General features: G+C 54.8%; 22 protein-coding genes and 1 tRNA gene. 4 read left to right on the forward strand and 19 right to left on the reverse strand.

Annotation, left to right across the window (positions count from 1 at the left end; all coding sequences use genetic code 11):
* Positions 1-3: 3 nt before the first annotated feature.
* The 7 genes from GA0061077_RS04765 to GA0061077_RS04795 form a co-directional block, all read right to left on the reverse strand.
* Entirely contained in the window at positions 4-1,011 is a 1,008-nt protein-coding gene (locus GA0061077_RS04765) for a F0F1 ATP synthase subunit gamma (RefSeq protein WP_091847803.1), read from the reverse strand.
* A 3-nt stretch (positions 1,012-1,014) separates the two neighbouring features.
* Positions 1,015-2,643, reverse strand: a complete 1,629-nt coding sequence (atpA, locus tag GA0061077_RS04770; protein ID WP_091847804.1) for a F0F1 ATP synthase subunit alpha — start codon at positions 2,641-2,643, stop codon at positions 1,015-1,017.
* Between the two features lie 79 nt (positions 2,644-2,722).
* Positions 2,723-3,550, reverse strand: coding sequence for a F0F1 ATP synthase subunit delta (locus tag GA0061077_RS04775; protein WP_091847805.1), 828 nt, complete (start codon positions 3,548-3,550; stop codon positions 2,723-2,725).
* Positions 3,551-3,628: 78 nt separating this feature from the next.
* Positions 3,629-4,162, reverse strand: a complete 534-nt coding sequence (locus tag GA0061077_RS04780) for a F0F1 ATP synthase subunit B (RefSeq protein ID WP_091847806.1) — start codon at positions 4,160-4,162, stop codon at positions 3,629-3,631.
* A gap of 59 nt (positions 4,163-4,221) precedes the next feature.
* Positions 4,222-4,452: an ATP synthase F0 subunit C gene (gene atpE, locus GA0061077_RS04785; RefSeq protein WP_091847807.1), complete on the reverse strand. Its 231-nt coding sequence runs from the start codon at positions 4,450-4,452 to the stop codon at positions 4,222-4,224.
* 136 nt (positions 4,453-4,588) lie between these two features.
* Positions 4,589-5,404, reverse strand: a complete 816-nt coding sequence (atpB, locus tag GA0061077_RS04790) for a F0F1 ATP synthase subunit A (protein WP_091847808.1) — start codon at positions 5,402-5,404, stop codon at positions 4,589-4,591.
* A gap of 289 nt (positions 5,405-5,693) precedes the next feature.
* On the reverse strand, positions 5,694-6,749 hold the full coding sequence (locus tag GA0061077_RS04795; protein WP_091847809.1) for a homoserine O-succinyltransferase: 1,056 nt from the start codon (positions 6,747-6,749) through the stop codon (positions 5,694-5,696).
* Between the two features lie 106 nt (positions 6,750-6,855).
* On the opposite strand from GA0061077_RS04795, the gene GA0061077_RS04800 reads away from it, so the two are divergent.
* Positions 6,856-6,932 (forward strand) — tRNA-Met (locus GA0061077_RS04800).
* Between the two features lie 407 nt (positions 6,933-7,339).
* Here the strand turns inward: GA0061077_RS04800 and GA0061077_RS04805 are convergent.
* The 4 genes from GA0061077_RS04805 to GA0061077_RS04820 form a co-directional block, all read right to left on the reverse strand.
* Positions 7,340-8,344: a DUF5692 family protein gene (locus tag GA0061077_RS04805; RefSeq protein WP_091847810.1), complete on the reverse strand. Its 1,005-nt coding sequence runs from the start codon at positions 8,342-8,344 to the stop codon at positions 7,340-7,342.
* 21 nt (positions 8,345-8,365) lie between these two features.
* Positions 8,366-9,043 carry a TetR/AcrR family transcriptional regulator gene (locus GA0061077_RS04810; protein WP_091847935.1) on the reverse strand — a complete coding sequence of 226 codons (678 nt, stop codon included), beginning with the start codon at positions 9,041-9,043 and terminating at the stop codon, positions 8,366-8,368.
* 44 nt (positions 9,044-9,087) lie between these two features.
* Positions 9,088-9,666 (reverse strand): hypothetical protein, encoded by a 579-nt coding sequence (locus tag GA0061077_RS04815; protein ID WP_091847811.1) that lies wholly within the window; start codon positions 9,664-9,666, stop codon positions 9,088-9,090.
* Between the two features lie 75 nt (positions 9,667-9,741).
* Positions 9,742-10,797, reverse strand: a complete 1,056-nt coding sequence (locus GA0061077_RS04820) for a hypothetical protein (RefSeq protein WP_091847812.1) — start codon at positions 10,795-10,797, stop codon at positions 9,742-9,744.
* A 53-nt stretch (positions 10,798-10,850) separates the two neighbouring features.
* On the opposite strand from GA0061077_RS04820, the gene GA0061077_RS04825 reads away from it, so the two are divergent.
* Positions 10,851-11,156, forward strand: a complete 306-nt coding sequence (locus GA0061077_RS04825) for a hypothetical protein (protein ID WP_091847813.1) — start codon at positions 10,851-10,853, stop codon at positions 11,154-11,156.
* 180 nt (positions 11,157-11,336) lie between these two features.
* Here GA0061077_RS04825 and GA0061077_RS04835 read toward each other — a convergent pair whose 3' ends face one another.
* The 8 genes from GA0061077_RS04835 to GA0061077_RS04870 form a co-directional block, all read right to left on the reverse strand.
* Positions 11,337-11,777, reverse strand: coding sequence for an ATP-binding cassette domain-containing protein (locus GA0061077_RS04835; RefSeq protein ID WP_091847815.1), 441 nt, complete (start codon positions 11,775-11,777; stop codon positions 11,337-11,339).
* Positions 11,778-11,910: 133 nt separating this feature from the next.
* On the reverse strand, positions 11,911-12,108 hold the full coding sequence (locus GA0061077_RS06870) for a 6TM ABC transporter family protein (protein ID WP_091847816.1): 198 nt from the start codon (positions 12,106-12,108) through the stop codon (positions 11,911-11,913).
* A gap of 26 nt (positions 12,109-12,134) precedes the next feature.
* On the reverse strand, positions 12,135-12,602 hold the full coding sequence (locus GA0061077_RS04845; protein ID WP_091847817.1) for an ABC transporter transmembrane domain-containing protein: 468 nt from the start codon (positions 12,600-12,602) through the stop codon (positions 12,135-12,137).
* Positions 12,603-12,609: 7 nt separating this feature from the next.
* Positions 12,610-14,631 carry an ABC transporter permease gene (locus GA0061077_RS04850; protein WP_091847818.1) on the reverse strand — a complete coding sequence of 674 codons (2,022 nt, stop codon included), beginning with the start codon at positions 14,629-14,631 and terminating at the stop codon, positions 12,610-12,612.
* Positions 14,628-15,368, reverse strand: a complete 741-nt coding sequence (locus GA0061077_RS04855) for an ABC transporter ATP-binding protein (protein WP_091847819.1) — start codon at positions 15,366-15,368, stop codon at positions 14,628-14,630. Before GA0061077_RS04855 ends, GA0061077_RS04850 begins: the two co-directional genes overlap by 4 nt.
* Positions 15,369-15,768: 400 nt before the next feature.
* Positions 15,769-16,161 (reverse strand): hypothetical protein, encoded by a 393-nt coding sequence (locus tag GA0061077_RS04860; protein ID WP_091847820.1) that lies wholly within the window; start codon positions 16,159-16,161, stop codon positions 15,769-15,771.
* A 110-nt stretch (positions 16,162-16,271) separates the two neighbouring features.
* The gene (locus GA0061077_RS04865; protein WP_091847821.1) at positions 16,272-16,892 is read right to left on the reverse strand and encodes an amidase domain-containing protein; all 621 of its coding nucleotides are present in this window, start codon (positions 16,890-16,892) and stop codon (positions 16,272-16,274) included.
* Positions 16,873-17,121: a hypothetical protein gene (locus tag GA0061077_RS04870; protein WP_143249608.1), complete on the reverse strand. Its 249-nt coding sequence runs from the start codon at positions 17,119-17,121 to the stop codon at positions 16,873-16,875. The genes GA0061077_RS04865 and GA0061077_RS04870 overlap by 20 nt, the downstream gene beginning before the upstream one ends.
* A 426-nt stretch (positions 17,122-17,547) precedes the next feature.
* On the opposite strand from GA0061077_RS04870, the gene GA0061077_RS07070 reads away from it, so the two are divergent.
* Both GA0061077_RS07070 and GA0061077_RS07075 read left to right on the forward strand, forming a co-directional pair.
* On the forward strand, positions 17,548-17,787 hold the full coding sequence (locus GA0061077_RS07070) for a recombinase family protein (RefSeq protein ID WP_234696514.1): 240 nt from the start codon (positions 17,548-17,550) through the stop codon (positions 17,785-17,787).
* Positions 17,751-18,158, forward strand: coding sequence for a hypothetical protein (locus tag GA0061077_RS07075; RefSeq protein ID WP_221182647.1), 408 nt, complete (start codon positions 17,751-17,753; stop codon positions 18,156-18,158). The genes GA0061077_RS07070 and GA0061077_RS07075 overlap by 37 nt, the downstream gene beginning before the upstream one ends.
* Positions 18,159-18,220 lie beyond the last annotated feature (62 nt).

Below are 18,220 nucleotides of genomic sequence, written 5' to 3' on the forward strand. Positions count from 1 at the left end.
TTCCTACTCTTCCTCTTTGTTCAGCGCATCAGCGCTGCTGATTATCTCAGTAAGTTCTTGTGTGATGGAAGCCTGGCGCGAAGCATTGAGCTGTCTAGTCAGGGAATCGATCAAGTTGTTGGCGTTGTCGGTAGCCGTATGCATTGCGTTCTGACGACTTGCCGTCTCAGCGGCGGCAGCGGTCAACAGGCACTCGTGAATCCGAGCTTGCACATATTTCGGCAGAATCGAATCCAATACCTCGTGCAGATTCGGCTCGAACGTGTACAAGGCAGACAGCTCGTCTTTCTTTGCCACCGATGTGATGTCACCCTCAACCGTGGAGGCGGTTGCCGAAGACGACGAATCCTCTGATTCCTTGGCCTTCATGGACTCGATGGACTCAGTCATAACCGCCGGCTTCTGATCACTGGACTTGATCAGTTCCACGGGCAGCATGCGAAGCACGCGAACCTTCTGCACTACCATGTTGACGAATTCGGTGAAGACGATGTACAGCTCGGAAACACCACCTTGCGCGGCCGTCTTCATGTAGTCCTGCAACAGACGGTCAGAGATTTCCCTGGCGAGTTCCGCTCCCGGCTGGTCGCTGTTGCCTTCCCAAGTGGCCGCAACCTCACGATTGCGGTAACGATAGTAGGAAACGCCGCGACGACCAAAGACATAGAGCAACGGCTCTTTGCCGATCGCATCAAGACGTGTGAGCAACGATTCCGTCTCGCGAATGATCGACGAGGTATATGCGCCGGCCATACCACGATCCGATGTCAAAGCCAGAACAGCAACCCGAGGGTTGTGCTCGGTGGATTTGACAATCGGATGGTCAATTTCGGTATGTGCAGCCAGCGCCTCAACGGCATCGAAAATCGCGTCGCTGTATGGCTTCGCGTTCAACGCCACGGTACGAGCCCTGGCGATATGCGAAGAAGCGATCATCTCCTGTGCGTTGAAGATTTTCCCCAACGACGCGGTGGAGGCGATACGTGATTTCAATCCGAGTTGCGAGGCCATGGGCTACTTATCTCCCGCCACAATCTTTTCTTGCTCAATCTTCGCATCCATGGCGTCAGCAGGCTTTTTCACAACCAGCGGTTTGCCCGCCTTGGTCACGTAGTCGGCACGGTATTGCTCAACGGCCTCATCCAAAGCCTTCTCCGTATCTGCGGTGAAATCACCGGTGTCGCGGATGATCTTGAGGATATCGGTGTTGTGTTCGACATAGTCCAACAGACCATGTTCGAACGGCAGCACATCTTCGATTTCCAGATCGTCAAGCTTGCCATGGGTGCCGGCCCACACGGAGACGACCTCCTGCTCCATCGAATACGGGGAGAACTGAGGCTGCTTCAAGAGCTCGGTCAGGCGCGCACCACGGGTCAGCTGCGCCTTGGAAGCCGCATCCAAATCGGAGGCGAACATCGCGAAGGACTGCAGAGAACGGTACTGCGCCAGCGAGATCTTCAAGGTACCTGAGACCTTCTTCAACGCCTTGCTCTGTGCTGCACCACCGACGCGGGACACCGAAATGCCGACGTCCACAGCGGGACGCTGGTTGGCGTTGAACAAATCGGACTGCAGGAAGATCTGGCCGTCGGTGATGGAGATGACGTTCGTCGGGATGTAGGCGGACACATCGTTCGCCTTCGTCTCAACGATCGGCAAACCAGTCATCGAGCCACCGCCGAGATCGTCGGAGACCCTTGCACAGCGTTCGAGCAGGCGGGAGTGTAGATAAAACACGTCTCCCGGGTAAGCCTCGCGCCCCGGCGGACGACGAAGCAGCAGCGAGATCGAACGGTAAGCTTCGGCCTGCTTCGACAAATCGTCGAAAACAATCAGAACGTGCTTGCCGTTGTACATCCAGTGCTGGCCAATTGCCGAGCCGGTGTAGGGGGCAATGTACTTGAAACCAGCGGAATCGGAAGCCGGGCTGGCCACGATCGTGGTGTACTCCATCGCGCCGGCCTCTTCAAGGCTCTGACGCACGGAGGCGATGGTGGAACCCTTTTGACCGATAGCAACGTAGATGCAGCGGACCTGCTTGGACGGGTCGCCACTCTCCCAGTTGCTCTTCTGATTCAGAATCGCATCGATGGCGATGGCGGTTTTGCCTGTCTGGCGATCGCCGATGATGAGCTGACGCTGACCACGGCCGATCGGTGTCATCGCGTCGATAGCTTTCAAACCGGTGGAAAGCGGCTGATCGACGGGATGACGATGCATCACATCGGGAGCCTGAGCTTCCAAAATTCTGCGGCCTTCGCTCTTGATTTCACCCAAGCCATCGATCGGTTTGCCCAGAGGGTCAACCGTGCGCCCGAGATAGCCGTCGCCGACCGGTACGGAAAGTACCTCTCCGGTACGCCGCACTTCCTGACCTTCCTCAACACCTGCGAAGTCGCCGAGGATAACCACGCCGATCTCACGGGGATCAAGGTTGAAGGCCAATCCGAGCGTGCCATCTTCGAAGGTCAGCAGCTCGTTGGCCATGCAACCAGGCAGTCCTGTGACATGCGCGATGCCGTCGCCAGCCGTAGCGACATAACCCACCTCTTGAGTGGGAGTGTCACTGGGCTTGTACGAATCGACGAACTCGTCAAGAGCCTTTCGCACTTCCGCAGGATCAATGGTAAGTTCTGCCATGATCACTCCTTATTGATTAATTGTTGACTGTAAGTCTTGTTCAGGCACCGCATAGTGCCGTTTGGTCGGACCGTCCCGCTCACATCTCCGTGGTTACCTTGCGCTTGAGCTGCAGAAGCTGCGCCGCCACGGTATTGTCCGTCACGTCAGACCCGACTTGTACTCGCATGCCGCCCAACACGGAAGGATCGATGAATGAGTTGATATGTACCGAACGCCCCAGCTTGTTCGAATAAATCGAAACCAGACGTTGGATCTGCTGCTCGTTCAACGGCGTTGCCGTGGTGACGGTAACCATTGACTCACCCATGTGATCGGTGAATTTGGTGATGAGCCACTCCAACGATGCGAGGAACCTACGGTGACGCGGATTGGCTACTGCATGTTCGGCCAGCCGCATCGTCACCTTATTGAGGTTGGAGGCACCGAAAACCTTGTGCAAAAGGTCGAGGCGTGCCTGGGCCGATGCAAATTCGTCAGAAAGCTTGGAGCGCAGGACCGACATCTTCAGCAGTGCGGAATGCAGATCGGCAAGCTCATCCGGAACCACAAGCGTACTATCGGTTGCATCCGCGTAGTACATCATGGCATCAATCGCAAAATCCTCGGTGGCGTCCGCGATGTCGCCAGCACGACTCCACCGGCAAGAGACCAAATCCTTCAGGATTTCAACGGTAAGCGGATCAGCCTGACCGTCAAGAATCGCCACGATGAGCTTTTCTTTGTCGGCGGCAGGACGAGATGGATCGGTGAGCGAACGCTCGACCTGATTATCGTGGTCAAGCAAATTGGTGATAACAAACAACTCCTCACCAACGCGCCACACGTCCGTTCCCTTGGCCTTAAACTTCGGAGCCAGGGAATTACGCGATTCACGATCGGCGCTGACTGACGCTTCGCCTTGCATTTCTCACCTCACTTCGTTGAATAGATACTGTTTTCAAATCCACTTGCGGCAACGTTCCCGGAATCATCCGTGGTGTCGTCACTGCCCGTTTCCCGTTTTCTTGTCTAAATCTCCAATCATGTTGTCGAGCATGTCGCTCTGCACATCGGTGTCCTGGAGTTCTGACCCCAGAATTTTGCCAGCGAGTGCGGTTGCCAATTCGCCAACCTGACTCTTCAAGCTCACCATTGCCTGCTGTTGCTGCGAGGTGATGGAACGTTGTGCGTTAGCAGTAATCTGCTCTGCTTCCTTGTCGGCACGAGTGTGGGCGTCTGAGATTATCTTTGTCGCCTCACTGCGCGCGTTATCGGTGATCTTGGAAGCATCGACACGGGCGTGGTTGAGCTGGTCCTCGTATTTCTTCTTGGCCTCGTCCGCATCGTTCTTGGCCTTTTCGGCCTTGGCGATGTTGCCTTCGATCTTTTCGGCGCGCTCGTCGAAAATGGCATTGAATTTTGGCATGAAGAACTTGTAGAAGAACACCGCGACCACGACAAGAATGATCAGGGACCACACGATGTCATAAACCTCGGGAATGAACAGGCTGACGCCCTTCGAGGCAGCAAATGTCATCGCGATCTCCTTTCATCGTTCGTTATTGTTATACGTTTGCCTGATGTCAAGCTCTGAAATCAGCCAAGCACCAGCGCGGCAACGAAGCCGAGCAGGCCCAAAACCTCGACAAGAGCGAGGCCGATGAACATAATCGTCTGAATCTTGCCGCTGGCCTCAGGTTGACGGGCGGTGGATTCCATGGCCTTGCCAAAGAGAATGCCCAAGCCGAGGCCAGGGCCGAGAGTGGCCAGACCGTAGCCGATAACGCTCAGGTTGCCAGAGACCGCTGCGAGAGTGATGATATCCATTTGTTTTCCTTTCCAGTGCCGTGTCGGCATTAAAACCGGTACAACAATTACTGCCTTGTTCAATTGTAAAATCAAATCATTGGCCTGCTCAGCTTAATGGCGGCCAATTCGGTTGCCGTTTGCGCGGCCCGATCGTCTACTCAGCCTCCGGATAGCTCAGGTTGATGTAGACCGTGGCGAGAATCGAGAAGACATACGCCTGAAGGAAGGCCACGAAGGTCTCGAAAAGCGTCATCATGATGCCGCCCAAGAACCAAGCCGCTCCGACCGGAACACCCACCAACTTGTTGGCGGACTCAATCATCCAGAACTGCGCGAATGCGAGGCACGTGGCCACAGTCAAGTGTCCGGAAATCATGTTGGCGAACAGTCGGATCGTCAGCGAAGCCGGGCGGATGATAACCAGCTCCAAGAACTGAATTGGTGCCAGCAAAATATAAACAGGCCACGGCACTCCCGGTGTGAAGCATTCGTCACGAATGTAGTTCCACAGCCCTTTTTCTCTCGTAGCGGCAATCCAGTACTGCACAAGTACCCAGATAGCGAAAACCAGCGGCATGGTAACAGTTGCCGTAGCGGCCATGTTGGCGCCAGGAATTACACCGAAAAGATTGAAGAAGAAGATGGTGAAGAACAATGTCGTGATCATGGGCACATAACGCTTGCCCCGCAACTGCCCCATCGTCTCGTAGACCACATTATCTCGCACGAAATCCATGCCGAGTTCGACCAGGCCTTGCCAATGACCCGGAATGAGCTTGGCGCGAGCAGCGGTCACACCCAAAATAATGAGCAGAAGAACCGTGGCAACGATACGAATGAAAATAATGCGGTTTATTGCGAACGGAGTGCCTTGGAAAAGAATCTCCGGGGGAAGGAAGTCACTGACACCAGGCAAACGTGGTCCCGAATCGGCCGCCAACAGCATTTTCGTGCCAACAGCTCCAATCATTTGACCCTCCTGATTCCGTGTTAGACCTACCAAGTCTATTGCGCACCAAAGAAATAAGACCGCCGCTGTTCACAAATCCACACGAATCCATTGCCAGCACAACGGTTTCACCTTTGGTCGGCTCGAACTGAAGCCACACGAGATCACCGTCCCGCTGATGTCTCGACTTCATGGAGTCGGCCACGATTGTACGTCGTTTTCACGATAAATGTAAGCGCCCCTAATAAGCGTGTCATACTTCAGCGAATCTCAGTTTTAGGCTGAAGATTCAATGATATCCGCTCAACTCCTATTGTTTGGCGCCGCTTCTCGTTTTCTCGACAAGACCGTATCCATCGTGTTCCATCGGGGTAAAATTATCGTTTCGTGGTGCTCCTGGTTCATGTCGGATGGAACGGTCAGTACCCAGTTTTCGCTCAATGCGAAGTTTTGGCACCTCTTTAAGGTCGTAGGGCGTCGTCTGATAAACCCAATTAAGCCAATTGCGCCAAAGCAGATTTGCGTGGGATCGCCACGAAAAAAGCGGTTCCAAAGTCGGGTCGTCGTGCGGGAAATAATTAGCCGGGAAGGGAACGTTGGTCAAGCCTTTGGCTGCATCGCGCTCATATTCATCCCGCAGGGTGTACTTACCGTATTCCCAATGGCCAAGTACGAACAATTCGGAAAAATCGCGGGTTGCAATGAGACCAGGGCCACTTTGCGGACCCCAAGTGAGCACCTGCAGGTCCGGATTGGCCGCGATGTCATTCTCATCGACACCGGCAACACGCGAGTTCGGCTGTAGTGAGATCTCATCAAAACCATTGGTTATGAAGCAATACTCGTCCTGCAGATATTGCGGGAATACGCCGAACAGTTTTTCCTTGAAGTCGACTTTGCTCACGCCGTAACGATAGTTGAGCCCGGCCATCGCGCCCCAACAAAGGTAGACAGTCGAAAACACATGTATCTGCGCCCAATCGAAAATCCGAGTCAGTTCACCCCAATAGTCAACCTGTTGGAAATCGAGATGCTCGACCGGCGCACCCGTCACGATAAGACCGTCATAGCAATTATCTTTGAACGCTTCGAAATTCTCATAAAACTTGAGCAGATGATCGGCGTTGACATGGGTCGACTCATGAGTGGAGGTCTTCATGAAATCAATGTCGACCTGCAACGGCGACTTTGAAATCAGACGCAGAAGCTGTGTCTCCGTCTCGATTTTTTTGGGCATGAGATTCAGGACGACCAGTCGCAGAGGACGAATTTCCTGTTGCTCCGCTTCGGGCCTCTCGATGGCGAAGATGCGCTCGGAATCGAGTATTTCGCGGGCCGGCAGTCCGCTGGCAATCTTGATAGGCATGCTTTCATTATCCTTGCTATTCTGCCCTCATAGCAAAAACGCGCCGAGAGATTTGACTTTTATCCTATTACACGTACTCTAGTTTATTGCCGTGTTAAACGGCCGTCGCGGGGTGGAGCAGCTCGGTAGCTCGCTGGGCTCATAACCCAGAGGTCACAGGTTCAAATCCTGCCCCCGCTACCAGTAAGCCCGGAATCTCAATGGTTTCGGGCCTTTTTGTTTTTCAGATAACCGCTGAGAATACGAGTTATAGAGATATACGCCAAATCGCGGGACGCTCGATCAAAGATGTGCCTGCCTGTCTTGCGTTTTCAGTCGGTTTAGGAGGTGCATATTCGGCGGGGAGCGGAATTCGTTCCAGTCCATGCCGGTATCCGCGCAGTTGGGTCAGACACCTAAACACGTGTCGTTGATATGTGAATATGTGAAGATGTTGGTTATCAAAAAGCGCGAATACCTCAAGTGAATGGCAGCCAAAGGGGATGACAGAGGGGGACCCAGCGGAACCGGATCCCCCTCTGCGTTAGAAGGAACTCGCCGCTCAGATGCAAATCAGTACACGAGCTTGGGTTCCTTGAGAATGAGCTCGCCTAAGCCTTGGCCGCGACGGCAGGCTGCTCGGCACGGGCCATAGCCTGGTCGAAGTCGCGAGTACCCTTGAAGACTTCCTGCTTCCAAGGATTGACGCCCTGCTTCTTGGCCCTCCATAGAATGTAGGCAAGAGCGCAGATGTTGACAACCAAGGAAAGAATGGAGACAGCGAGGTTCACGTTCGGGTTGTTAACCGATTCCACAGCGAAGCGAGAGCGCTTGGCATCGAGGAAGAACGGGAAGCACTGGGCAAACATGCACCAGATGGCCAGGGTGTTCGCTCTGTTCTGGATCCAGCCGCCCTTGTTCCACAGGAAGTTGGCGAAAGTCGGAGCGAGGAGCAGAGCCAGACCGCAGTACCAGGAGTGCGTGGGCAGGCAGTTGTAGGTGTAGCAGAAGTTCCACAGATCGTAAGCAAGGATGAAGACCCAGGTCATATCGGGCCAGAGCATATCCTGCTTGTCCTTGGAAGCATAGATGCCGAACCAGCCGGTCATGCAGAAGATGTCGATCAGGCCGGCGGTGCCGTTGATGACGTTGAACCAACCGCCCATGAGCGTCACACCCTCGCTGGAAACGAAGGTGGTGCCCCAGCCGCGGAATGCCGATTCAAAATCAGAGGCCACAGCAATAAGGATGTTAATGGCGACGATGATGAACGGGAAGCACTTGAACCAGTTGACCTTGCCCAACTTGCCCCAGCCGTATTTCAAAATCATGAAGCCGATGCAGCCGGCCACGGCGGCGTAAAGCTTGGCGTAGTGAAACCAGCCGTTCATCTCTGTGTGGGTGGGGTTATTCAAAGCCCAGTCAGCACCCATGGAGGCACCCACATAAATGGAGATAAAGTAGACGGTCAACACCGAAGGGATGCCGACGAAACAGACGAGGCCACCGACCTTGCTACGACGGGCAATCTCATTGGCACCGATAAGCGCTGCAAAAACCAGCACCCAGCCCAGCCATTGATAGAGAGCATCGGGCCCATAGACTTGAAATAACACGGAACTCACTTCCTTTAATTATTATTGTTCATTGTGTTGTTTTCGAGACTGCTGCACAGAGGCGGAATCGTCTGGGTGTGGGCAATCATCGAGATATGGCTCCAGATGGAGAGTCTGGGCCAAAATTTGAATGATGGTGTCATTTGCCGTTTGCGGATATTTACGCAGCATGGCAATCGAACCAGATATCAACATAATCAAGGTTTCATGAAGATGCTTGACCGGAAGCTCGCCATGCACACGCACGAAATCTTCGGCAGTGGTGTGCTCGATATAATCCGCAACACGACACGAGACCTGATCGACGAAACGTATATAAAGCTCGGCGTTGCCGGATTGGACCATACGTTGGCTGAATGGGCCCTCATCGTTCAGGATATCGCGCATCAGTTGGACGATATCGGCCAACGCTTTGTCGATATTGCCCTCTTCTCTGGTCTCATTCCAGGTATCGATTCGAGCAATAATCTCATTGATATCTTCGTCAAGAACCGCTTCGGCCACGGCATCCTTATTTTTGAAATAGTGGTAGAACAGCGAGCGGGTCATGCCGATCTTGTGTGCAATGTCCATAATCGTGATGTGCGTAAAACCCTTTTCCAAACTCATTTCGCGGGCAGCACGCACGATTTGTTTGCGCTTATTCATCTCATACTGCATACCAGAAGACGTCATCGTATCCGACTGCTCAGCTTCCATCGAAACTATCCGCATCATGAAAACTCTTTTCCATACGCCTGGCGTCACACCACACTCACCGACGCCACCATAGATATCATTGACACACTGTCAATTTTTACGCCAGAAGTATAACGCCGGTGTTGACAGTGTGTCAAATTGCCCGAAGCGTCCCGCTTCACCCAGCTCTTGTCGGGAGAAGACTTCCACGTCGGGAACTCGCCCCAGGGACTGTCCTGATCAGCGGTTTGAGACGCGCCCTTCCAATGAGTATGGGCCGTGTCTCCCACCTTCGAGGTAGAGGGGCCGTGGACGGTCACGTCCAGCGTCCAACGCCACGTATGGCCGTCCGGCAGACGGTCGCCGCCCTTCCACGTCGCGTGCGCGACGTTGCCGGCATACGAGATGCCCGCACGGGCCGACAGCTGGGCCTTGATGTTGCCGACCGTGGGCGCACCCATGTCGTCGTCAGCGATCCACGTGACCACGCCGACACCGGAACCCGAACCGCCCGAACCCCCGGCCGAGCCGCCCCCGCCGTCGGCGGCCGCCACGCCCGGCAACAGCATCGCGGCCGCGGCCGCCACGGCCACGCCATATTCGGCAAGGCGGCCCAGCCGTCCTTGTATCTTGTCTTTCCTCATAAGGAAGACTCCTTTCGTTGGTTGACGAAAGGAGTCTATGCACCCAAAAAGGGAATGACGGACAGTTAAATACAATCACCCAATCGGACAACCACGGTTACCGCCAACACAACCCGCATCATCGTTAGCGGGATGTGATGATACCCATGCGTTCCAGTCGAAGTCTCCCCCGTTGTTGGAGGAGCCGCCCGAGGGGGCCGAAGGCCTCGGAGCGGGGGCCGAGGGACGCGACGGCCGGCCAGCGGAACCAGACGACGGGGCCGAAGGACGCGGTGCACGCGAACCACGACCGGAACCCGACGAAGACCCGGACGGCGAACCCTGACGGGGGGAACGGGACGACGGAGCCGACTGTGCCTGAGCCTGCGCCGCAGCAGCGGCCTGCGCGTCCGCATCCGCCTTCGCCCGCACGCTGGCGTTGACGGCGTCGGTCGCGTCGCCGAGGCCCTTGGCGGCGCCAGTCAGGTCGTCGGCCTTCACGGTCTTGTCGTCCAGGAGCCTGGTGGCGTTGTCGATCTGGGCGGAGAGGGCCGTTCGGGTCGCGTCGTCGGCGACCGCGCCGCCGGTCGAGTCGAGCAGCTGCCTGGCCTGGTCCCGCCGTGCGGTGAGGTCGGCGCGCAGCGAGTCGAGGGTCTTCGCGTCACGGTCGGACAGCACGGCCTTGGCCCGGGACGCGGCGGTCCTGCGGGCGGCGGTCAGCTTGGCCAGCGCGTCCCTGGCCGCGTCCGCGTCGCGCCGGGCGTCGGCGCGCTTGGCGGCGTCGCAGGACGGCAGCGATGGCTTCGCCTTCAAGGTCTTGAGCGTGGCATCGAGGTCCGTGACGGTGTTGCCGTCCCTGACGTCCGAGCTCTTGACGGCCGCCGCCTGCCTGACCTGGTCGTCAAGACCCTTGCTTTCGATCCTGGACACCTCGGCGACGGCGCGCGCGCAGTCCGCGTTGGCGTTCGTTGTCTCGTGATGCGACCAGCCGAACCAGCCGCCGACGCCAGCCGCCGCCAGCACGGCGCACGCGATGAGCGCGATCAGCGCGGTGCGCCCGGTCCTGCGCTCCGGCCGCCCGTCCTTGGAGCCGGGTTCGGATGCCGGGGTCCGTTCCGGCGAAACGGTCTGTGTCTCTTCAATGCCGTCCATCGTCTTGCCTTTCTCGGTTCGTGTTAGGAATCCGCCGTTTAGAATATCACCCGATGCACACCCCTGCCATGCGTCCGGGCACCATCGAGACGGTCATCTACCTGATCGTCGCCGTCAACCACGCCGACAGAAAGACCGAATACATCGACGTCGAGGCCAGAGGAACGCAACGAATCTACGTCGAGAACCGTATGGCATCACCATACAAGCCCCTTCACAAGGGAGACTTCGCCATCGTCGGCGGCATGCCGTCAAGAAAACCGCATACGCTGCTGCTCAGGATATTCAGCACCGAAACCAGCTACGGATACGAACCCCTCGACGGCTGGCCGACAAACGAAAAGACCACTGGAAAATAGAAATGTGAAGAATCTGCTATTATCCATAGCAGTGATTGAGGATATACGAACAATCGCCGGAATATCGACAGCAGAGAAGTCGTTAAATTCTCAGGCGATCGAGTTGAGGTCACTGGTTAAAATCTCGTTGCTTTTGGACTTTGGAGCCGCCGAAAGGAGGCTCCTTTCCCACTTTGCTATCTATCCCTGACTACCATGGGCTTGTGCGGTGATTAGATGTCTGTAGTATTCACAACGGTTAAGAAGATCCTTATGCGGGCCTTCATCTAGAACATTTCCGTCTTTGATAACCACTATCCAATCCGCTTCGAGTATGAGCGAGAGGCGATGTGCGGAATATATGATGGTGGTATCACGGAATTTTTTTCTCATAAGCTCTGCAATTGTTTCCTCTGTGATCCCGTCTAGACTGGACGTCGGCTCATCCATAATAAGGAGTTTAGGCTTTCTTATTAGTGCCCCAGCTAAAGCTATTCTTTGTTTTTGACCACCTGATAGGGAGAGACCAGATTCACCTACCTGACAGTCAAGAATCTCCTGTTCATTCGCTTTTCCGATTCGTAAGCCGACTTCCTTAAGTACATCAGAAATTTGTGCATCTGTAGCATGGAAATTGCCCAATCGATGAAACTATCGAAGTGGTGGCATTGGAAAAATAAGAGAAGTACATCAGGAACATGACAAGAACGGTGAATTCCATTTGACCACTTGCGACCAGTCTGTGTCAACGGTCCCACTGCACTATATAGATAAATCAGTTTTTCCCAAATGTGAAGGCTCTGGATACGGAATTCCTCAATTTTCCTTTTTCAAAAGGAACAGCATTGTATGCTTTGAGCATACGCATGGCGGAGGTCGCCTCCTGCACGTTCATAGTCATATCCATTGACGCGTTCTGCACATCGTTCTGCCATTTTTTGATTGGTTTTGCCGCCAATTCGACAAACAGCATCGAAAACCCTGCTGGGAGAAGAACTATCAGAAAAAAATAGGGTTCAATTTCAGCAACGCCAACCCCGAACCCAACAGCAAAATCACACCTTGAAGTAATGAGAGGAACTCCGTCGGTATGGATTTGATCAGTTCGGCGTCATTGGTGATTCTTTGCGAATACCATGCCGGTGGATTCGTTTCTCTGGCCAACAGGCTCATCCCGAAAAACCGATCAGTCATGCGCATGCGCACATCACGTACGGTTTTCTCCCCTATTACGCCTAGCAAAGCTTGCTGAACGGCTGTAAGTACAACACCAATGATGATGAGCATTCCAAGGAACAAGGTCGTCTTCGTGATTGAGACATGCTTTTCGACCCCGGCAATCAGTTCACCGCTGTACTTTGGTTGCAGCAAAGTCAGTACCTGCACGGATATTCCGAGAAGGAGCGCGACCATATATGCGACAATGTGCCCTTGGGTATATTTCTTGATGAGACAGACAGGTTTCATGGCTCTCCTATTGTTCTGATCCGGGGTCTCCGAGCATACTACGTGAGATCTCGAAGGTCGCCGCCACGCCGATGATCAACAGCAGCAATCCGATCAGGCAGAACGATCCTACAGGGATCGGCGTGTAGGAGACCCCTATCCCCGCACCGTTGAAAGCGGCAGCCAATGCAGCCACCACGACGCAGACGGCGACCATGGCGATGAGGATGCCGGAGAATGCATCCACCATGATTTCCAGTATCGCCGACCAGATGATGGACCGATGCGATACGCCAATCTGATAGAGCCTGTGGTCCTGTCGGCGACGTTCCGCAAGGGCTATGGCGATGGACTGGACCAGGAACACCATCGCCAGGACAGTGCCGCCGACGATCATGACGGACAACGCATGTTGTCCGGATACGCCGCGGCGTACAAACCGGTCGATGAAAGCCGCGCGCGTTTCCACCCTCATCCCCCTGACTCCGGTTTCTTGAAGACCTTTGAGGATGCCGTTTACCGCAACGGATGAAGACGCGGATACCATGGCTATGAGCTCATCCAGCTCACCGCTGCGCGGCAACCCGTCAGCGGATGACAGGAAGTCCATGGGCAACTCCGGCATGCCCTCAGGCGGGTCGACTATGGCCACTACAGTCAACCGGTACCGTCTGTCATGCCGGTCCAAGAGTGTGACCTTGTCACCCAGCCGGTAATCGGCGTGTTCGTTCGAGACCGCTATTCTTCCGGGCCCCAAGTCAGCCAGGCTGCCCTTGACGACCTTGGGGGCAGTGACCCCGGTACCGCCGGGAAGCCGGCCCGGCCCTTCGTGCCATGCGACCTGGAAGATACTATCGGAACCCTCCACCGCCCACTGCTGGGTCTGGTAGATGTCGGCTTCATTGACCGCATCGCCAAGGTCCCGTATAGATGAGTCTATCCTGTCGACACCGGAAGAGGTGTCCGCCGTGGCGACCACATCCGCCTTGAGCGGTCGCAGGTTCAGCATGTTACCGCCTATCGACCCGGCGCGCAGCACCGCCAGGAATGAGACTACGATGGTCAGCACCATCATGACCGGCAGGGCGATCGACATGGATCCCTCCGTTTTTCTCCTGGCGCGCTGGCGGGCCAGGATGCCGGGTCCTTCCGCAAGTTTTTCCGGCACCAGGCCAACCAGTGAAACCGAGACGGACACGAGAAGCGGCGAGGAGGCATAGACGGTACTGATAACCAGAATGACCAGCAGCATGCAACGCACGTCGAGCGTCACGCCGATCGGGGCGAAGCCCACGATCAGGGTGATCAGCAACAGGACGCCGGCAACGACAGACCGAAGCCAGCCCATCCTCCCGGTATCCTTCACCGGTTCCTGCCCCATCAGCTCCAATGGCGTGGCCTTGCCGATTTTGCGTACCGCCAGCCATACGCCCAGCAGGCAGACGACCATCATGAAGACGAAGGCAAGGACGGACACCACCGGTCGGATCCTCGGACGGAAGAGCATTCCCGAACCAGGAAACTCCGCGGGACCATTGACTGCCATCCCCATGGGGACGGTCAGCAAAGAGCCTGCCAGGCATCCAACCGCATTGGCAAGGGCTAGAGGGAGGGAGAACTCACCCAGCGCCATCACCATAATGCGTAACCGGCCGGCACCGTTGAGACGCATCATTCCATACTCTCGCCGGCGATTCTGCACCAGCGATGACACGGATGCCAGCACCAGGAAGACAGCCACCAGTCCGATGCACAGCACGGACACCGTGGACAGCACGACAACATTCTGATATGGCGTGACGGCCATCAGACGCCGTAAGGTGTTCATGGAATCCATGCCCACGGCACCATCCATCATCTTTCCCGCCGTGTACACCTGCAATGTCGAGCACAGTAATAGCGACGTCACGAATACGGTGAGAGCCAGGACCGTGTAGGAGGCGCGATGCGCCTTGACCAAAGACCACACCAGCGAACGGAGGGAATCCCGGCTGGCGGACGAATGCGATCGGAGACCATGGGATGCAGTGGAGGAACCATACTTCTTCATCGACGAGACCTCCCTGCCACCATAGACGTCATGTCAGCCAAGTGCATGGCCAGATGCTCCGCATCGTATCCTTCGCACACCGAATCCACCTTGCCATCGACAAGGAACACCGTACGCTGCGCACGCGCCGCCACATTCGGATCATGAGTGACCATCAGGACCGTACGCCCCTGTTCCACCACAGTGGAAAACGCATCGAGGACCATCAGCGCGCTGCGACTGTCCAATGCGCCAGTCGGCTCGTCCGCGAACACGATGTCAGGCTGTGACGCCAAAGCTCTGGCTATCGCCACACGCTGACGCTGACCGCCCGACATGTCAGCGGGATACGAGCCTGCGAACCCATCCAAACCGACCAACGACAACGCCTGGAAGGCACGTTCCTTTTTTATGCGAGGGCCTCCGAAAAGCGACGGCAACATCACGTTCTGCAGGCACGTAAAGGCATCGACCAGGTTATAGTCCTGGAACACGAACCCGATATGGTCGCGTCGCATCCGTGTCAGATCGGACTCACGCATCCCCGCTATGTCCCTGCCGGCTACCGACACCGTTCCGTTCTCAACGGGCAACAGGCCGGACGCGCAATAGAGGAAGGTTGATTTGCCCGCCCCCGACGGTCCCATCAGCGCCGTCCAGGAACCCGCCTTGCAGGAAAGGGAAACATCATCGATTCCAAGTCCGCCTGAGGCGTAGTGAAAGGAAACATTGTTGAGGGCCAGCGGGAAATCATTCATATCAACACACTCCGACGTGCAAAATAAAACCAATCCTGATTTTTATATCATGATAACACAGAAAGACTCCAAAAAACTGGCTATGACAAGACTCGCGTATTAATAACAGCGCTGACAGTGTATCGAATTGCGATATGCTTCACTTGTATGCACCGCACCAACGTGGTGCACCTGATTAAAGGAGATCACTACGGTTAACTCACTGCAGAGCCTACAGGCAACGAAGGCGACCGCAACACCATTGGCGAATTGGACCACCGTAAGCGTGAAGTGCGGACGTTCGTTCAGCACATTCAGCAACGGCTGCAGACGCTGACATCAAACGTATTGAAGCAGCTTCTATGCTTTCGGTGCCGTTACTATCATTTTAATGTCATACAGTTATTCAGGTTGCTTCAATTTAATGGGCATATGTCATGAACTCCTGTGTTGCCTGATCAATGTACGTTATGTTGTCCAAGGTGTTGTCCTGCACGATTCCCTTGTTGTTGTTCATCTTTACAGTCTGGATCCACAGAGACCAGATGAACGGGGTCGTATGTACCTCGATGTTGCTCCTATCAATATTTCTTATTCGCTCCGGACTCCACTGGAGAGCCCTGGCGTCTTTTCTGGAGCATTGCGATTGAATGAGATCCTTAGTATTGTACGCCGCTGCGATCGTCTCGTCATTTACTTTCCATGCGTAGGCATATTCACCGGCCGCTTTTTTGGCGACGCCGAAGGATAGGACCCAGCATGCGCAATAAACCAAAACTATGGCAGTGGCAATCACGAACAGCTTTTTACTCATTGACGGATCCTAGAACTCGCATTTGAATTGCAGGCCTTTCCAAATTGTCTTGTTCCCGTGTGCTCTCCGGGCGTTTTGGACGGTCTCGTAGAAGGGGTACTCGAACCTGTTTACAGTTTTCTGGCAAATGACGGGGAGGGATGAGGGCCTCCGTTGATGTGGCCTACGACGACCATCGCATGACCGAGATTGCCTGTTCCCTCCCAGTCGGCATAAATAACGCCTCCCAGTCCTACGTTATAGGCGTTGCTCTCTACAGTGAAAGCTCCTGAATGATCTTTCATATAGTTGTAATTACGCTGTGCTCCAGACCAAGTGTGCGAGGCTCGCGCTATACCGCTGAGGTTCCAGGTCCAGACGCTGTCGTTCCAAACGTCGAAAGAATTCCCGCGCGTTGTATGAAGTCCACCAGCATAGATTGATTGGGAAACAAAATTGGCGCAGTTTCCTCCGTCCCCTTTCTCGTCGTAAATGGGGAAATCGGGATTCATCCTGTCGGAAGTAATCGAATAAGCGCGAGAACTGTTCAAGTCGCGACCCAAGGTGATCACATGTCGATCGGTAAAGCTCGAATCCAAATGGTCACGGTTTTCTCCTGCGATCGTGATGGTTACCCCTGGATTCGGAACCATTTGCAGATCGGTGCTGATTTCAGAGACGACACTGTATCCTGTTCCTTTTTTAACTACTGAATCAACACTTTGTGAGACCTTAGCGCTCTTTAGGGTCATTCCGATTTTCAGGAGCCATACTTTTCTGCTCGCTGTTCTTTTTGGCGAGTAGTGACTCCTCGTTGTTCTCGTCTGCTCTACTGGCTATTCCGGAATAATCATTCTGAATTTGTGCGGCATATTCGTCAAGGATTCCATCCACTTGTGAATCCGACAACTGTATATCCGCAGCGTTAGCTGATAATGGGGTAAAGCAAACACACGTTGTCAGGGACAGTGCAATTACCACGGCTTTTCGTATTCTATGGTTTGCATCTAAATGAAACATCTATCTCCAAACCTTCTTTAATTGAAATGTATGTATATTGAGTATCAATGGGTGACACTCGATATGATGATTATTATTAATCATCATCATCTTATATTATCTTTGCTTAAATATGAGTCATAAAAGGAATTAATGGTTGGTGCTGATTGGCATTACCTCAGTCGAGTTGGATTCAGTTCCATGACTTTCTGCTGTATCTAGTTCGTTCAGCAATTTGGAGCGTCTTGTAAACATCCGTTTGTGAAACACAGTTAGAAATATGGCAAAGTTGAGGCTGTATTGCGGATCTGTGTGCCCCGAAAGCCGTTCCTTATTCAACGTCCGGTAGAATGGAAGGATAACGGGTTTCGGAACGATGAGGGATGAACGCTGATTGGATACGCCAGGGTGAGCACCACGGAGAACGCTGATCTACAGATTGATGCGCCCAGGAAGGCCGGTTGCGAGAGGATCTACACCGACCACGCCAGCGGCGCCAAAGCGCACAGACCGCAGCTCGACCGCATGATCGAATCGTTGCGTGAGAGTGACACGGTGGTGGTATGGAAGCTTGACAGGCCCGGACACGCAGCCTCCAGCACCTCGTGGCCATGCTGGATCGCTTCGGCGCCGCCGAACGGCTTCTGAACAGTCGGGAAACGAACGAAGATTCCCTCAAGCGACAGGAACGGGCCCTGAGCGAATCGTCGAACCGTGTCGCCATGAGCATGCAGGCCAAAACAGCAGCGGACACGCAGGCGCAGGAGAACCAGCCCGCAGCCCCCGAACCGTCCCAGCCAGCCCCGGCACCCGTCACACCGGCCCGCACCACCGGCACCCCTGCAGCAAAAGCAGGGCCACCGGAACGGCACGCCCGCTGCGCCATCGCAACCGGCGGCACCCTCGGCGCCACAGGGAGGCGGCGGATGGTACGTGCCGCCGTCGGGCAACGACAACACCTTGCCGAACCATCTCTGACACTGATGCCACAGACATTACACACCCCTTTAAAACCCTAACGAACCGTCGAAAAAGCAGACATGACAACACAAAGGGTCATGCCATAAAGACAATGTGGTGG

The sequence above is a fragment of the Bifidobacterium commune genome, from assembly GCF_900094885.1.
Taxonomy (GTDB): domain Bacteria; phylum Actinomycetota; class Actinomycetes; order Actinomycetales; family Bifidobacteriaceae; genus Bifidobacterium; species Bifidobacterium commune.

What these genes read in the sequence shown, in the direction of transcription:
- GA0061077_RS04765 (WP_091847803.1), bottom strand. Translation starts at nt 1,011, where the DNA reads ATGGCCTCGCAACTCGGATTGAAATCACGTATCGCCTCCACCGCGTCG.
- atpA (WP_091847804.1), bottom strand. Translation starts at nt 2,643, where the DNA reads ATGGCAGAACTTACCATTGATCCTGCGGAAGTGCGAAAGGCTCTTGAC.
- GA0061077_RS04775 (WP_091847805.1), bottom strand. Translation starts at nt 3,550, where the DNA reads ATGCAAGGCGAAGCGTCAGTCAGCGCCGATCGTGAATCGCGTAATTCC.
- GA0061077_RS04780 (WP_091847806.1), bottom strand. Translation starts at nt 4,162, where the DNA reads ATGACATTTGCTGCCTCGAAGGGCGTCAGCCTGTTCATTCCCGAGGTT.
- atpE (WP_091847807.1), bottom strand. Translation starts at nt 4,452, where the DNA reads ATGGATATCATCACTCTCGCAGCGGTCTCTGGCAACCTGAGCGTTATC.
- atpB (WP_091847808.1), bottom strand. Translation starts at nt 5,404, where the DNA reads ATGATTGGAGCTGTTGGCACGAAAATGCTGTTGGCGGCCGATTCGGGA.
- GA0061077_RS04795 (WP_091847809.1), bottom strand. Translation starts at nt 6,749, where the DNA reads ATGCCTATCAAGATTGCCAGCGGACTGCCGGCCCGCGAAATACTCGAT.
- GA0061077_RS04810 (WP_091847935.1), bottom strand. Translation starts at nt 9,043, where the DNA reads ATGGAAGCTGAGCAGTCGGATACGATGACGTCTTCTGGTATGCAGTAT.
- GA0061077_RS04815 (WP_091847811.1), bottom strand. Translation starts at nt 9,666, where the DNA reads ATGAGGAAAGACAAGATACAAGGACGGCTGGGCCGCCTTGCCGAATAT.
- GA0061077_RS04820 (WP_091847812.1), bottom strand. Translation starts at nt 10,797, where the DNA reads ATGGACGGCATTGAAGAGACACAGACCGTTTCGCCGGAACGGACCCCG.
- GA0061077_RS04825 (WP_091847813.1), top strand. Translation starts at nt 10,851, where the DNA reads ATGCACACCCCTGCCATGCGTCCGGGCACCATCGAGACGGTCATCTAC.
- GA0061077_RS06870 (WP_091847816.1), bottom strand. Translation starts at nt 12,108, where the DNA reads ATGCTGTTTGTCGAATTGGCGGCAAAACCAATCAAAAAATGGCAGAAC.
- GA0061077_RS04845 (WP_091847817.1), bottom strand. Translation starts at nt 12,602, where the DNA reads ATGAAACCTGTCTGTCTCATCAAGAAATATACCCAAGGGCACATTGTC.
- GA0061077_RS04850 (WP_091847818.1), bottom strand. Translation starts at nt 14,631, where the DNA reads ATGAAGAAGTATGGTTCCTCCACTGCATCCCATGGTCTCCGATCGCAT.
- GA0061077_RS04855 (WP_091847819.1), bottom strand. Translation starts at nt 15,368, where the DNA reads ATGAATGATTTCCCGCTGGCCCTCAACAATGTTTCCTTTCACTACGCC.
- GA0061077_RS04860 (WP_091847820.1), bottom strand. Translation starts at nt 16,161, where the DNA reads ATGAGTAAAAAGCTGTTCGTGATTGCCACTGCCATAGTTTTGGTTTAT.
- GA0061077_RS04865 (WP_091847821.1), bottom strand. Translation starts at nt 16,892, where the DNA reads ATGACCCTAAAGAGCGCTAAGGTCTCACAAAGTGTTGATTCAGTAGTT.
- GA0061077_RS07075 (WP_221182647.1), top strand. Translation starts at nt 17,751, where the DNA reads ATGCTGGATCGCTTCGGCGCCGCCGAACGGCTTCTGAACAGTCGGGAA.